At 75.3% G+C, this 12,828-nt stretch carries 13 protein-coding genes; 7 read left to right on the top strand and 6 right to left on the bottom strand.

All coding sequences use genetic code 11. From position 1 onward, the window contains the following. Positions 1–129: 129 nt before the first annotated feature. The gene (locus ACFY7H_RS11730; protein ID WP_388936707.1) at positions 130–927 is read left to right on the top strand and encodes a glutamate racemase; all 798 of its coding nucleotides are present in this window, start codon (positions 130–132) and stop codon (positions 925–927) included. Between the two features lie 23 nt (positions 928–950). Here ACFY7H_RS11730 and ACFY7H_RS11725 read toward each other — a convergent pair whose 3' ends face one another. Continuing rightward, positions 951–1,850, bottom strand: coding sequence for an aldo/keto reductase (locus tag ACFY7H_RS11725; protein ID WP_388936705.1), 900 nt, complete (start codon positions 1,848–1,850; stop codon positions 951–953). Between the two features lie 386 nt (positions 1,851–2,236). Between ACFY7H_RS11725 and ACFY7H_RS11720 the strand changes: the two genes are divergently transcribed. Further along, the gene (locus tag ACFY7H_RS11720; RefSeq protein ID WP_388936702.1) at positions 2,237–3,388 is read left to right on the top strand and encodes a hypothetical protein; all 1,152 of its coding nucleotides are present in this window, start codon (positions 2,237–2,239) and stop codon (positions 3,386–3,388) included. 97 nt (positions 3,389–3,485) lie between these two features. Here ACFY7H_RS11720 and ACFY7H_RS11715 read toward each other — a convergent pair whose 3' ends face one another. Together ACFY7H_RS11715 and ACFY7H_RS11710 are read right to left on the bottom strand one after the other, a co-directional pair. Next, positions 3,486–4,406 carry an ADP-ribosylglycohydrolase family protein gene (locus ACFY7H_RS11715; RefSeq protein ID WP_388936699.1) on the bottom strand — a complete coding sequence of 307 codons (921 nt, stop codon included), beginning with the start codon at positions 4,404–4,406 and terminating at the stop codon, positions 3,486–3,488. Further along, the gene (locus tag ACFY7H_RS11710; protein WP_388936696.1) at positions 4,403–4,999 is read right to left on the bottom strand and encodes a TetR/AcrR family transcriptional regulator; all 597 of its coding nucleotides are present in this window, start codon (positions 4,997–4,999) and stop codon (positions 4,403–4,405) included. The genes ACFY7H_RS11715 and ACFY7H_RS11710 overlap by 4 nt, the downstream gene beginning before the upstream one ends. A 99-nt stretch (positions 5,000–5,098) precedes the next feature. On the opposite strand from ACFY7H_RS11710, the gene ACFY7H_RS11705 reads away from it, so the two are divergent. Continuing rightward, complete coding sequence (locus tag ACFY7H_RS11705) at positions 5,099–6,247, top strand: FAD-dependent oxidoreductase (protein ID WP_388936693.1); 1,149 nt, start codon at positions 5,099–5,101, stop codon at positions 6,245–6,247. Between the two features lie 58 nt (positions 6,248–6,305). Here the strand turns inward: ACFY7H_RS11705 and ACFY7H_RS11700 are convergent, their stop codons facing one another. Then, the gene (locus ACFY7H_RS11700) at positions 6,306–6,830 is read right to left on the bottom strand and encodes a hypothetical protein (RefSeq protein WP_388936691.1); all 525 of its coding nucleotides are present in this window, start codon (positions 6,828–6,830) and stop codon (positions 6,306–6,308) included. Positions 6,831–6,937: 107 nt separating this feature from the next. Next, positions 6,938–7,411 carry a VOC family protein gene (locus ACFY7H_RS11695; RefSeq protein WP_388936689.1) on the bottom strand — a complete coding sequence of 158 codons (474 nt, stop codon included), beginning with the start codon at positions 7,409–7,411 and terminating at the stop codon, positions 6,938–6,940. Between the two features lie 127 nt (positions 7,412–7,538). Here ACFY7H_RS11695 and ACFY7H_RS11690 point away from each other — a divergent pair, with 127 nt between their 5' ends. From ACFY7H_RS11690 to ACFY7H_RS11680, 3 genes are all read left to right on the top strand, one after another. Further along, on the top strand, positions 7,539–8,054 hold the full coding sequence (locus ACFY7H_RS11690) for a hypothetical protein (RefSeq protein WP_388937486.1): 516 nt from the start codon (positions 7,539–7,541) through the stop codon (positions 8,052–8,054). A 255-nt stretch (positions 8,055–8,309) separates the two neighbouring features. Then, on the top strand, positions 8,310–9,935 hold the full coding sequence (gene lnt, locus ACFY7H_RS11685; RefSeq protein WP_388936687.1) for an apolipoprotein N-acyltransferase: 1,626 nt from the start codon (positions 8,310–8,312) through the stop codon (positions 9,933–9,935). A 37-nt stretch (positions 9,936–9,972) separates the two neighbouring features. Beyond that, positions 9,973–10,494: an NUDIX domain-containing protein gene (locus ACFY7H_RS11680; RefSeq protein ID WP_388936684.1), complete on the top strand. Its 522-nt coding sequence runs from the start codon at positions 9,973–9,975 to the stop codon at positions 10,492–10,494. On the opposite strand, the gene ACFY7H_RS11675 is transcribed toward ACFY7H_RS11680, so the two are convergent. Further along, a complete protein-coding gene (locus ACFY7H_RS11675; RefSeq protein ID WP_388936681.1) occupies positions 10,476–11,243 on the bottom strand; it encodes a trypsin-like serine peptidase in 768 nt (255 codons plus the stop codon). The genes ACFY7H_RS11680 and ACFY7H_RS11675 overlap by 19 nt on opposite strands. 295 nt (positions 11,244–11,538) lie before the next feature. Here ACFY7H_RS11675 and ACFY7H_RS11670 point away from each other — a divergent pair, with 295 nt between their 5' ends. After that, positions 11,539–12,828 carry an ATP-binding protein gene (locus ACFY7H_RS11670; RefSeq protein WP_388936679.1) on the top strand — a complete coding sequence of 430 codons (1,290 nt, stop codon included), beginning with the start codon at positions 11,539–11,541 and terminating at the stop codon, positions 12,826–12,828.

Below are 12,828 nucleotides of genomic sequence, written 5' to 3'. Positions count from 1 at the left end.
CCGTGGGGCCTGGTACGGGGGTTCCGTGCTGGTGAGGGCCCTGGGCGGGGGGCGCGAGGACGCGTCGCGGGCCGGGTGCGCGGGGCGCGGGTTCGCCGGTGCGGTGGGTAAGTCGACTAAGGTGACCAGGTGAAGATCGCGCTCATGGACTCGGGAATCGGCCTCCTCGCTGCGGCCGCCGCGACGCGTCGGCTGCGGCCCGACGCCGATCTGCTGCTGTCCTCCGACCCGGACGGGATGCCCTGGGGGCCCCGTACGCCCGCCGACCTCACGGAGCGGGCGCGCGCCGTCGCCCGGGCCGCCGCCGCGCTCGGCCCGGACGCGCTCATCGTGGCCTGCAACACCGCCTCCGTGCACTCCCTGCCCGCGCTGCGGGCCGAGCTGGAGCCCCGGATCCCCGTCATCGGCACCGTGCCGGCGATCAAGCCCGCCGCGGCCGCCGGTGGGCGGGTGGCCATCTGGGCCACCCCCGCCACCACCGGCAGCCCGTACCAGCGCGGGCTGATCCGCGACTTCGCCGCGGGGGCCCGCGTCACCGAGGTGCCCTGCCCGGGACTGGCCGACGCCGTCGAGGCCGGTGACGAGGCGGCCATCGCGCGCACGGTCGCAGCCGCCGCCGAGCTCACCCCGGCCGACGTCACGGACGTGGTCCTCGGCTGCACCCACTACGAGCTCGTCGAGGAGGCCGTCCGGGCCGCCCTCGCCGCCCGCACCGGGGGAGCGGAGCTCAGGTTCTACGGTTCCGCCGAGGCCGTCGCCGTGCAGGCGCTGCGCCGCATCGGCATCGAGCCCGCGCCGGAACTGCCCCCCACCGGCGGGCTGACCGTCCTGCACAGCGGGCGGACCGCCGCCCTCCCGCACGCCGCCCTCGCCTATGCCGAAGGCCGGCTCCTCGCGGAACTGGAGCGGGTGGTCCACCAGCACTGAGCCCCCCGCCCCGACGTCCCGGATCAGGCGCCGGTCCCGCGGTCCGGCAGCGCCGCCTCCAGCTCGGCCAGTTCCGCCGCCTCGAGCTCGATCTCCGTGGCCCGGGCCGAGTCCTGGACCGAAGCCGGACGGCTGGCTCCCGGCACGGGGATGACCCTCGGGGAGCGGGCCAGCAGCCAGGCCAGGGCGACCCGCTGCGGACTGACGCCGCGTCCGGCCGCGACGCGGTGGAAGGCGGTTCCCGCGGAGGTGGGGCCGGACGGGCCGTCCAGGGAGCTGCGGGAGATGCCGCCCAGCGGGCTCCAGGGCAGGAAGGCCAGGCCGAGCCGGGTGCTCAGCTCCAGCTCGGGCTCGGCGTCGCGGACCGCGGGGGAGTACTGGTTCTGCACGCAGACGAGCGCGTCACCGAGGACGGCATGGGCCTCGCGGATCTGGTCGGTGGTCACGTTGGAGATGCCCGCGCTGCGGATGGTGCCGGCGTCGAGGAGCTCGCGCAGGGCGCCGACCGATTCCGCCCAGGGCACGTCGGGGTCGGGCTTGTGCAGCTGGTAGAGGCCGATGGATTCCACTCCCAGGCGCTTGAGGGAGGCCTCGGCGGCTCGCTTGAGGTGAGCGGGGGTGCCGGTGACGGTCCAGCCGCCGTCGCCGGTGCGGCCCCGGCCCCCCTTGGTGGCGACCAGGACGTGGGAGGTGTCGCCGCCGTAGCGGGCCAGGGCGCGGGCGACGAGGAGTTCGTTGTGGCCGCGCTCGTCGGGGTGCCAGTGGTAGCTGTCGGCCGTGTCGATGAGCGTGATGCCGGCGTCGAGGGCGGCGTGGACGGTCGCGACGGCCCGCGCCTCGTCCGGGCGGTTCTCGATGGACAGGGGCATGGCGCCCAGGGCGATCGCGCTGACCATGGTGCTCCCCAGGGGGCGGTACTTCATGTGCGTCCGTTCTCCGGTGTCGGTGGTGCGCGCGCCGGGGCCGCGGGGCCGGGGCGCCGGGGTGCGCGGTCCTCATCCTGGGCGGGTGCGGCCGGCGCCGGAAGTGCCGGATCGGTGGGCACGCGTGAAGGGAAACTGTCGACCGGTGCGCGCCGGCTCCGGCGGCCGGAGCCCCCTGACGGGCCGGACGGCGAAAGGCGGTTACGCCGGACGGCCCGGGCTCGCATACTGGGCCTGTGATTGCCTATGCCAAGCACCTTCCCGCCGGGGTGATACCGGCAAGTGATGTGCGGACATGGGGCGTCGAGGAGTCCGAGCGCTGGCGCAAGGCCCGGACCCCGGTCATCTTCGCTCCTTGCGCGGGGAGTTGGATTCTCGCCGTTTTGGTGACCATCTCACTCGTGCTGGCCCTCCGTGACGGGGGGCCGGCCGGTCCAGTGGGCACGTCGTGGCGGTTCTATCCGGCGGCGGTGCTGCTGGTGGCCCTGCCCCTGTGGTATCGGTTCTTGCCCGGCGCGGCCGCCGTGGCCGCCGCCGTGCTCGTGGCGGAGTCGGCCGCCGCCCTGTCACGGGGCCCGGCAGCCGTCCTCGTGTGTCTCCTGGCCTCCTGGGCGCTGGCCGGGTCGCTGCTGCGGCTGTGGGCCCGGCGCCGGCAGGAGCGGCTGTTCCTCGACGCCGCCGGAGCGGCCCGCTTCCCGCTTCCCGAGCGGATGCCGCACGGCCAGGAGTGGCGCGGCAACAGGCGGATCATCGGCGGGGGCCTCCTCTGCCTGTTCGCCGTCGTCGTCCTCGTGGACGGCCTGCTCGACGACCTCGGGACCGACCCCGGCGACCATCCCTACGACGCCGTCGGCCAGCAGTGCCTGGCCCTGGTCCTGGTGGTGCTCGGGAGCACCCTCCTGGGCCGGGGCTGGGCCGCCGACCGGGCCACGCGCCGCCTGTACGCCGGGAACCAGCCAGTGCGGGTCGTCGGCGTACGGATCTCCCCCTCGGGGCACTTCTGGCTGCTGCCGGACGCCGACGACACGACGGGCCGGCCCCTGGCCTGCTACCGCCCCCGGGACGGGGACACCCTCGAGGGCTCGCGGTTGCTGGCCGCGGGGACGGCGGGCCTGCCCCGGGACGGGCTGCACGACATCGACGCCCGCGCCGAACCCTTCGAGGCGCTGCTCCAGGGGGTGCCGCGCGAGGGCGGCGAGGTCATCCTGGAGTACGCCGTGCACGAGGGCTACGGAGGCATCACCGGCCAGGTCGCGGGCGTGTCCCTGCAGCCCCGCCGCCGGCACGGGCTCGGCCCTTGGAACCCGGCCGGGTCCTCCTACCGCGCGTCCGCCGAGGGAAGGCGGAAGCGGGACGAGGAACGCCGCAGGGAGCGGGAGCGGCTGCTGAAACAGGCCTCCCGCAGTACGACGAAGGCGAAGCGGGCCACGGCCTCCGGGACCGCCGGCACCACCGGGGCGGGCAGCTCCGGCAGCTCCAGCAGTTGCGGGGGCGGCTGCGGAGGAGGTGGCGGCTGCGGGGGCTGCGGCTGCGGCTGACCCGGGCTCCCCGGCGGGACGCCGCCAGTCCGGCGGTGCGGCGGCCGGTCCGCGACCGCCACCCGGGCCCGCCGGACCGGCCGGGCGGCGGCGGGCCTCAGCCCGTCCCCGCGAGCCGCCGGGCCAGGTCACGCAGCGCTTCGGCGTCCAGGACCCGGTCGCCGAAGCCGGGCAGCGGCACGTGCAGCGGGCCCGTCCACTGTTCCGGGACCGCCGCCTGCCCGTACACGGCGCCGGCCAGGGTCCCGGTCACGGCGGCGACCGTGTCGGTGTCGCCGCCCAGGTCCACGGCGGCCCGTACGGCTTCCGCGAACCCGCCGGCCGTGCGCAGGGCCCACACCGCCGAGCCCAGGCAGGGCCACACCGCCCCGTTGAACTCGGTGGCCAGCCCCGGATGCCAGTCGGAGGCGAGCACGCGGGCGTACCGGCCGCGATGGTCCGGGTGCACCGCCTCCAACGCCTCCGGGAGCGCGTCCAGCGGATCACCGCCGTCCAGGGCCACCCGTACGAGCTCGTGCAGGAGGGCGGTGCCCTCCCAGGCGGCCCGGTCGCCGTGCGTGAGGGCCGCGATCCGCCGGGCCGCGTCCATGGAGGCCTCCCGGCCGGCGGCCGCGAAGTACACCGCCGAGCCGGCGGCCCGCATGAGGGAACCGTTGCCCGCGGCCCGGGCGTTGACCTGGAAGTGGTGGGCGGCGGCCAGATCCCAGGGCAGACCGTTGGACAGCACGTCCTCGGTCTGGAGCCCGATGTCCTTGGGCTGCCCGGCGGCCCACCGCTGGAAGCGGCCGAAGACGTCGGGGAGTTCGAGCCCCCCGTGCTCCAGCAGGGACTCGGCGACGAGGACCCCCATTTGGGTGTCGTCCGTCGCCTCGCCCGGATCCCAGCCGCCGCCCCCGCGCATCTCGGCGCCCCGCGCGCTCAGTTGCCCCGCGGGCCCGAGCTCGTACGGAGCCCCCAGCGCGTCACCCGCGGCCGAGCCCAGTACGGCGCCCACGGCGCGGTCCAGCCGGGTCGTCACAGGGCCTCCTCGCCGCTGGGGCACACGGAGGCCAGCAGGCCGCGCGTGAAGCCGTCGAGGTCGTCGAGCCCGGCTGCGGCCAGCGCGTCCGGGGTCCCCGCCAGCAGGTGCGGGATCGCGCCGTGCAGGGCGAGGGTGAGGGCGCGAGCCTGCTCCGCCCCGGCCGGGAGGCCGGCTCCGGCCAGCAGGGCCCGGTACGCGGCGAAGTCCCCGGCGGCGATCGGGTCCAGCAGCCCGGCCAGCCAGGGCCGCCGGGTGGCTTCGGTCCGCAGCTCCAGGTAGGCCAGCAGGCGCGGCCGCCCCGGCCCGGCCACGTCCCGCAGCAGCCCGGCCAGCAGCGCCGCCACCCCCGCCCGGTCCGAGGGCCCCGGCCCGGCTGCCGCCAGCGCGGCGGTAAGGGCCCGGTACTGCTCCAGGCAGCGCTCGGCCACGGCCCGCAGGAGCGCGTCGCGGGTCGGGAAGTAGTTCTTGGCCGTGCCCAGCGGCACGCCCGCGGCCGCGTCGACGGCCCGATGGGTGAGCCCGCGCCCACCCGCCTCGGCCAGCACCGCGATGGCCGCGTCGCGCAGCCGGTCCCTCCGGTCCTGATTCACCTTGCCAGGATAACCACAGGCGTGGTACCACGAATGCGGTACCACGCCTGTGGTGGTTCGGGCTCTGCTCTGTACGTCCGACGGATCGAAGGGCATGTCATGGCGAACGACCGGAACGACCGGAACGACCGGAATGGCAAGACCGACCGGAACGGCAAGGACGGGGAGCGCGCCGACAAGGCCTCCGGGAACGGCCGCGGCCGCCGGAGCGGCGCCCCCGGCACGGCCGTCGTCGTCGGCGCCGGCGTCGGCGGACTCGCCACCGCGATCGGACTCCGCCGCGCGGGCTGGTCCGTGCGCGTCCTGGAAGGCCGTACCGCCCCGGAGCGCTACGGCACCGCATTCGGCATCCACCCCACCGCCCAGTCCGCCCTGGACCGGCTCGGTCTGGGCGAAGCCCTCGCGCGGGCGCTGCCCTACCGCCGGGCCCACATCCGGCGTCCGGACGACAGGGTGCTCGCCGCCCTCCCGCTCGAACGCGTCGAGCGCAAGGCGGGCCGCCCCGAACTGCTCGTCTCCCGGCCGCACCTGATCGACGAGCTCCTTGCCGCGCTCGGCCGGCTCGGCGGTGCGGACGTCGAGTACGGGCGGCGCCTCACCGATCCCCGTGCCGTCGACGCCGACCTCGTCGTCGGCGCCGACGGCATCAACAGCGCCGTCCGCACCGCCCACTTCGGCACCCGCAGCGGAGTGCGCGCCATCGGCACCGTCGCCTGGATCGGCATCGCGGACTTCGAGACCGCGGTCCACGGGGAGACCTGGGGTGACGGGCACTTCTTCGGAATCACCCCCGTCGAGCCCGGCCGCACCAACTGGTACGCCGCCGCCCCCGAGGCCACCACCGCCGACGGGCTGAGGGCCGCCTTCGAGGGCTGGCACGACCCGGTGCCGCGCCTGCTCGCCGAGACCGACCCCGCCGGCTGGATCCGGTACGAGATGCGCCACCTCCACCCGGCGCTCCCCGCCTTCGTCACCGCCGGCCGGATCGCCCTGGTCGGCGACGCCGCGCACGCCATGACCCCGAACCTGGGCCAGGGCGCCTGCACCGCCCTCCTCGACGCCGAGGCCCTCACCCGCGCCGTCGCCGCCCACGGCCGAACCGGTCTGCCCGCCGCCCTGCGCGCGTACGACGCGGAGCGCCGCCGCAGCGCCCAGCGCGTGGCCCTCGGCTCGCGGGCCCTGCACCGCTTCGTGACCACCCGCCGGCCGGCCCTGCGCGACGCCCTGACCGCCCTCCTGCCCGTCTGACCCGTCCGGTGGGCCGGTGACGGACCTCTCCGCCCAGTCGGTGAGCCCGTGGCGCGACTCATGGGGCGAAGAGCGGCTCGTAGGGGTGTCCCTCTGGCGTGTAGATCAGAACGAAGTCTTCCCCCAGCCGGGTGGCCACCTCCCTCAGGCGGGCCAGGGCCTCTGTCTGACGCGGTAGGTCGAGGCCGAGGGCTGCGGCGGCGCGGTCTCTCCGGGCCACGAGGTCCGGCATGTCCTCCAGATGGCCGGCCGCAAGCCGGCGACTCTCCTCGTCCGTGAACGACCGGCAGTCACGCCACCAAGGGACGGTCAGCAGCAGCCGCACGAGCTCGGGCAGGCCGATGGCGATCAGAGCGGCACCGCCTTCGGAGTCGGCATAGAGGACGGGACGTTCTTCGCCGCCTTCACCGCAGAAGAAGTACGTGCCGCCGGCGCCGTCGCCCGCGAAGCCCTCGAGCGCGGCGCCCGAGGCGAGGTGCACTTCTTCGGCATGGTCGCCCCGGTCCAGGTCGAAGTCACCCGGCCAAGCGAGAAAACGGGCAGCTTCTTCCTGCTCACGGACGGCAGCGATCAACGATTCCATGGCCGCAGCCTATGGTCCGCGCCTTCTGGGGGCGGAGCCCGGGCGTGCCCCGGAAGGGCCGCGGAGCTGATCCTTTCGGACCGGCCCGCACGACCGTCGGCACCCGCTCAGGCCGCCGCCGCCCGCGCGGCCAGCTCCTCCCCGGAAACGTCCTCCAGGTGGGTCAGGAACACCCATACGTGCCCGGACGGGTCGCGGAGGACGGCGGTGCGGTCCCCGTGGAACTGGTCCGCCGGCGCCTGGAGCAGTTCCGCTCCGGCCGCCACGGCCGTCCGTACGAGGGCGTCCACGTCCGGGACGTACACGTGCAGGGCCGTCGAGGTGCCGCCGAGCGAGGCGGGGGAGGCGAAGTGGCCCTCGGCCGCGTCGCCGAGCATCAGCACCGCCCCGCCGACCCGGATCTCGGCGTGCAGCACCCCACCGCCCGGGGCGGGGAGGCGGAACTCCTCGTCGGCCCCGAAGGCCCGCGTGTAGAAGGAGAGCGCCTCGGGCGCGTCGGCCACCATGATGTGCGGGACCACCGCCATGCGGTAGCGCTCGGGAGTCGCGGAAGTCGTCTCGTGGTACGTCTGCTTCATCATGTACACGACCGTAGAACCTCAAGTTTGATCGAGGTCAAGAGCGGGCAGGTACCAGCTCTCCCCGGCGGATGCGCCGAGTGGCGCAGAGGTGGTGGCGCACATGCGGAAGCTGAGTACGCTGCTGCTCATGACGGGTCACCCCCCAGGTCCCCTCTGGACGGGCCGGGCTTCCAACCGGGTGCAGTGGCTGCTCGCCGCAGCAGGTGCGGCCTGCCTCGCACTGGGTGTGCAACTGGCCGTCGCCGGATCCTGGACCGCCGGATTCGTCCCCCTGCTGATGTCCGTCGTCGGCTGCATCGCCGGCGGGCTGCTGATTCTCTACGGCACCCTGGCGTTCGTCCACGTGGCGGTCACCGTCGACGCGGAGGCCCTGGAAGTGCGCTGCGGCCACATAGGACTGCCCCGCCGCAAGATCCGGCTCGCGGAGGTGGCCTCCGCCGAGTTCTGCCCGCGCATCACCCCACAGCAGTGGGGCGGCTGGGGCTACCGCTGGCGCCCCGAGAAGGGCACCGCCATCATCGTCCGGCGCGGCGAGGGGGTGGAGCTGCGGCTCGGCGACGGCAAGCTGTTCACTGTCACCGTCGATGACGCGGAGAACGCCGTCCGCGTCATCCGCACCCACCTGCGCACCCTGGCCCGCTAGACCCTGTCGTCAAAGTCCCGCCTGGCCCGCGGCGGCCGGCACCGCACCTCGCCGCGTTGTCGGGGCACCCAAGTACGTCCAGTACTCCGGCACCCCTCCGCCTTGAGATGCACGGCACCGGCCGCCGCGGGTCTGACCGGCGCTACTTCGACGACGGGGCCCAGACCCCGACCACCGGGCCGGGGAGGCGACCCCGGCCCGGCGGCGCGCGGTTGCTTACCGGTCCTCGGGGCGCGGGGACGTACACTCCGCCAAATGAGCAGCAGTGTCACCCGCGCCGCCGAGAGCGAGCCCTCGCAGCCCGCCGGACGAGCCGCAGCCCTCGCCCCGCCCGAAGCCGCCGACGGCCCCCGCCCGGGGCGGCGCAAGGGTGCCCGGCCGGCTCGGGCCGCCCTGGCCGCGCTCGCCGGTGTCCTGCTCTACCTCAGCTTCCCGCCCCGCCCCCTGTGGTGGGTGGCGCCCCTCGCCCTGGCACTGCTCGCCGGCTGCCTGCGCGGGCGCCGCGCCCGGGCCGGCTTCGGCCTCGGCTTCCTCTTCGGCCTCGGTTTCCTGCTGCCGCTCCTGGTGTGGACCAGCGAGGGCGTCGGCCCGGTCCCCTGGATCGCGCTCGTCACCCTCGAGTCCCTCCTCATCGGCCTCACCTGCCTCGGCGTCGCCCTCGTCAGCCGGCTGCCGGGCCGGCCCCTGTGGGCCGCCGCCGTCTGGGTCGCCGGGGAGGCCCTGCGCGCCCGGGCGCCCTTCGGCGGCTTCTCCTGGGGCAAGCTCGCCTTCGGCCAGGCCGACGGCATCTTCACCCCGCTCGCCGCCCTCGGCGGCACCCCGCTGCTCTCCTTCGGCGTCGCCCTGTGCGGTTTCGGCCTGTACGAGGGCCTGCGCATCGCCCGCCGGAACCCGACGCGCGGCACCGCGGCCCTCGCCGCGCTCGCCGTCGCCGCCCCGGTCGGCGCGGCGCTCGCCGCCCGCCCGCTGGTCTCCGGCGCCGCCGAGGACGGCACGGCCGTGGCCGCCCTCATCCAGGGCAACGTGCCGCGCGCCGGACTCGACTTCAACGCCCAGCGCCGCCAGGTCCTCGACAACCACGCCAACCGCACCCTCCAGCTCGCCGCGGACGTCAAGGCCGGCCGCGTCCCGAAGCCCGACTTCGTCCTGTGGCCGGAGAACTCCTCCGACATCGACCCCTACACCCAGCCCGACGCCTACGCCGTCATCGACAACGCGGTCAAGGCCATCGGCGTGCCCGTCGCGATCGGCTCCGTACTGGCCCCCGAAACCGGACCGCTGCGCAACACGATGATCCTGTGGGACCCCGTCAAGGGCCCCACCGACACCTACGACAAGCGCAAGATCCAGCCCTTCGGCGAGCGCATCCCGATGCGCTCCTTCGTCCGGCTCTTCAGCTCCGACGTGGACCGCGTCCGCCGCGACTTCGGCCCCGGCAAGGAGCCGGGGGTCTTCGGCATGGCGGGCAGCGGCATCGGCATGGTCACCTGCTACGAGGCCGCCTTCGACGACGCCGTCCACTCCACCGTGCGGGCCGGCGCCCAGGTCATCGCGGTGCCCAGCAACAACGCCACCTTCGGCCGGACCCAGATGACCTACCAGCAGCTGGCCATGGACCGGATCCGCGCCGTCGAGCACAGCCGCACCGTCCTCGTCCCCGTCACCAGCGGAGTCAGCGCGGTCATCCAGCCCGACGGGAAGGTCACCCAGCAGACGGAGATGTTCACCGCCGACGCCCTCGTCGCCGAGATCCCGCTGCGCTCCTCGCAGACCCCGGCCACCCGCCTGGGCACCCTGCCCGAGTACGCGCTGCTCCTGGTCGCGGCCGGCGGTCTCGGGGCGGTGCTGACCCGCCGGGTCCGCGCCCGCCGCGCCGCCTGACGACGGCGGCCGCGGCACGGCCCCGTAGGGTCGGGGCATGACCACGCCCGAGTTCATCCGCGAGATCAGGGAGAGCGGCGCCGGCCACCGGCTGCTCCTGCTGCCCGGCGTCACCGCCGTCGTCGTCGACGACCGGGGCCGGGTGCTGCTCGGGCGCAGGGCCGACAACGGCAGGTGGTCGGTGATCGGCGGGATCGCCGAGCCGGGGGAGCAGCCCGCCGGGACGGCCGTGCGCGAGGTCTACGAGGAGACGGCCGTACGGTGCGTCCCAGAACGGGTGGTCCTCGTCCAGATGCTCCAGCCGGTCACCTACCCGAACGGCGACGTCTGCCAGTTCCAGGACATCACCTTCCGCTGCCGCGCCACCGGCGGCGAACCCCGTGCCGCCGACGGGGAGCTGCTGGAGGTGGCCTGGTTCGCCCCGGACGCCCTGCCGCCGCTGGAGCCCTTCGCCCTGGACCGGGTACGGCGCTCCCTGAGCGAGGACCCGACCTGGTTCGAGGACCCGGCCCGGTGCGAGGCACCGGCCGCGGGCGGGGATCAGGCCGCCTCGCGGTAGAGCTCCAGGGCCGCACCGCCCAGGACGGCGCTGTACGAGACCTCCGGCACCGTGCCGCCGCCCTCGTGGCCGCCCAGCACCCCGGCCAGGGCGCCGTCCACCAGCCAGGGGCTGCCGCTGGTACCGCCGCTGAGGGCGGGGCAGTCGATCCGGCGCTGAGTGGCCGAGAACAGGCTCGTCCCGTTGGTGCAGCGCAGCGGGGCGTCCTCGGTGCTCGGGTAGCCGACGACGGTCACCGTCACGTCCCGCGGCTGCCTGGCGGCGACCGGGAAGCCGCCGACCACGTCCTCCACGGCGCCGGTCTCCGCGCCGTCCGCCGGGACGACCCTCGCGAAGGCGATGTCCGCGTCGGGGTCCCCGCCCACCGCCCAGCCCGGGGCCGTGTACACGCCGGTCAGCCGCCACAGCCCGTACGGGGCCTCCCCGTCCCGGTAGCCGGGGGCGAAGACCGTGCTGTCCGGGTGGTCCAGGCAGTGCGCGGCGGTGGCGATCAGGTCGCGGCCGGTGCTGCGCACCACGGAAGCGGTGCAGAAGTGCCCGCCGTCCGTCCCGCCCGCGAACAGCGCGCCCACCCGGGCCGCCGTGGTATCCGCGTCGGCCCGCACGGTGACGCCGGGCGGGGGCAGCGCCCCGGCCTCGGGGAGGTCCAGGCTCAGCAGGGCGGCCACCGTGGTCAGCGCGAGCGGGATCCGTGCCGCCCGGCGGGCGCGGGGGCGGCCGGCCGGTCGTGGGAGGGTGCCGGGGATCATGGTCCGAGCCTCCCCGGCGAACCTGTGCTTGGGGCCCGGTGGCCGCTGTGAATCCCCTGTGAATCCGGGCCACCGCCCGCAGCCGTATTCGGGCGCTCTCGCCCGCCCCTCGTGCGGCACGCATGTCGGAAGCCCCGAAGGCGGCGGCGTCCCGGGCGGGCCGTTTCGGCGGAAGATCCAGTCTATGGACGCCGCGGCGGACTTCCGGCCCGGCTGTTGTGCACCGCGGTGCGTGAACGCCGGGCCCGCCCGCCCCTAGCCTCGCCGCAGGAGCACGAACGAGGGGCGGTACCCGGTGAACTGGCTCATCCACGACTACCGCGAGAGCGATCTCGCGGCGGTGGTCCATCTCATAGACACCACGGCCGAACTGGGCCAGGAGTCCGTGTTCTCGCTCGCCGAGTGCATCAGCGCGCTGACCGACCGGCAGCCCTGCGTCGTCGCCGTCCACCAGGGCGTCCCGATCGGCGCCGCCCTGGCCTGCGTGACCGGCGAACGCGCCTGGGTGATGCGGATCGCGATCGCCGCCGGATGGCGCGGCCGGGGCCTCGCCAGCGCCCTCCTCGTCGAACTGGAGCGGCGCCTGATCGCCGCCCGCGTCGGCCGGATCGCCTACGTGCTGCCCGAGGAGGACCTGCTCGGCGAGGGCCTTCTCAACGCCGGCTACACCCGGCAGCCCGCCGTCGCCTACTTCGAGAAGACCGAGCCGCTGCACGGACCCGCGGCAGGCCTCCTCGACGACCTCGGCGGCCGCTTCCTGCCCAACGACCTGTGGGCCAAGGTCGCCGGCATGGAGAAGGAGAAGGAACTCATCGAGCGGCGCGTGGTGCTCCCGCTCGCCGAGCCGGAGCGGGCCGCCGCCCACGGGGTGCGGCCGCCGCGCGCGATCACCCTCTTCGGGCCGCCCGGCACCGGCAAGACCACCTTCGCCCGGGCCATCGCCTCCCGGCTGGGCTGGCCCTTCGTGGAACTGCTGCCCTCACGCCTCGCCGACGAGGGCAACCTCGCCGCCGCGCTGCGCGTCGCGTTCGCCCGGATCGCCGAGCTGGAGCGGGTCCTCGTCTTCATCGACGAGGTCGAGGAGATCGCGCCCGTCCGCACCGAGCCGGCCCAGCCGGGCGGCATCCACGGGGTGACGAACGAGCTGCTCAAGCTGATCCCCGGCTTCCGGGAGGGCGACGAGCGGCTGCTCGTCTGCGCGACGAACTCCATCCGCTCCCTCGACCCGGCCTTCCTGCGGCCCGGCCGCTTCGACTACCTGATCCCGATCGGCACCCCGGACGCCGGGGCGCGCGCCGCGATCTGGTCGCGCTACACGGCCGGACGGGCCGACGTGGACGTGGCGGCGCTGGTGGCGGCGACCGAGCTGTTCACCCCCGCCGACATCGAGCACGCCGCGCGGATCGCCGCGCAGGTGTCCTTCGAGCGGGACCTGGAGGCGGTGGGCGCGCGCGGTGCGGCGGCCGCACGGTTCGGCGCGACGACGGAGGACTACCTGGCGGCGGTGGCACAGTCCAGGCCGACGGTCACCCCCGCGATCACCGGGGAGTTCCAGGCCGACATCACCGCGCACGCGCGCTTCTGA

It is taken from the genome of Streptomyces sp. NPDC012794 (genome assembly GCF_042901085.1).
Taxonomy (GTDB): domain Bacteria; phylum Actinomycetota; class Actinomycetes; order Streptomycetales; family Streptomycetaceae; genus Streptomyces.
This window is presented reverse-complemented; position numbering and strand designations above follow the sequence as displayed.

Bases quoted from the DNA above. Each gene is read 5' to 3' on its own strand.
- ACFY7H_RS11725 (WP_388936705.1), bottom strand. From the start codon at position 1,850: ATGAAGTACCGCCCCCTGGGGAGCACCATGGTCAGCGCGATCGCCCTG.
- ACFY7H_RS11705 (WP_388936693.1), top strand. From the start codon at position 5,099: ATGGCGAACGACCGGAACGACCGGAACGACCGGAATGGCAAGACCGAC.
- ACFY7H_RS11700 (WP_388936691.1), bottom strand. From the start codon at position 6,830: ATGGAATCGTTGATCGCTGCCGTCCGTGAGCAGGAAGAAGCTGCCCGT.
- ACFY7H_RS11695 (WP_388936689.1), bottom strand. From the start codon at position 7,411: ATGATGAAGCAGACGTACCACGAGACGACTTCCGCGACTCCCGAGCGC.
- ACFY7H_RS11690 (WP_388937486.1), top strand. From the start codon at position 7,539: ATGACGGGTCACCCCCCAGGTCCCCTCTGGACGGGCCGGGCTTCCAAC.
- lnt (WP_388936687.1), top strand. From the start codon at position 8,310: ATGAGCAGCAGTGTCACCCGCGCCGCCGAGAGCGAGCCCTCGCAGCCC.
- ACFY7H_RS11680 (WP_388936684.1), top strand. From the start codon at position 9,973: ATGACCACGCCCGAGTTCATCCGCGAGATCAGGGAGAGCGGCGCCGGC.
- ACFY7H_RS11675 (WP_388936681.1), bottom strand. From the start codon at position 11,243: ATGATCCCCGGCACCCTCCCACGACCGGCCGGCCGCCCCCGCGCCCGC.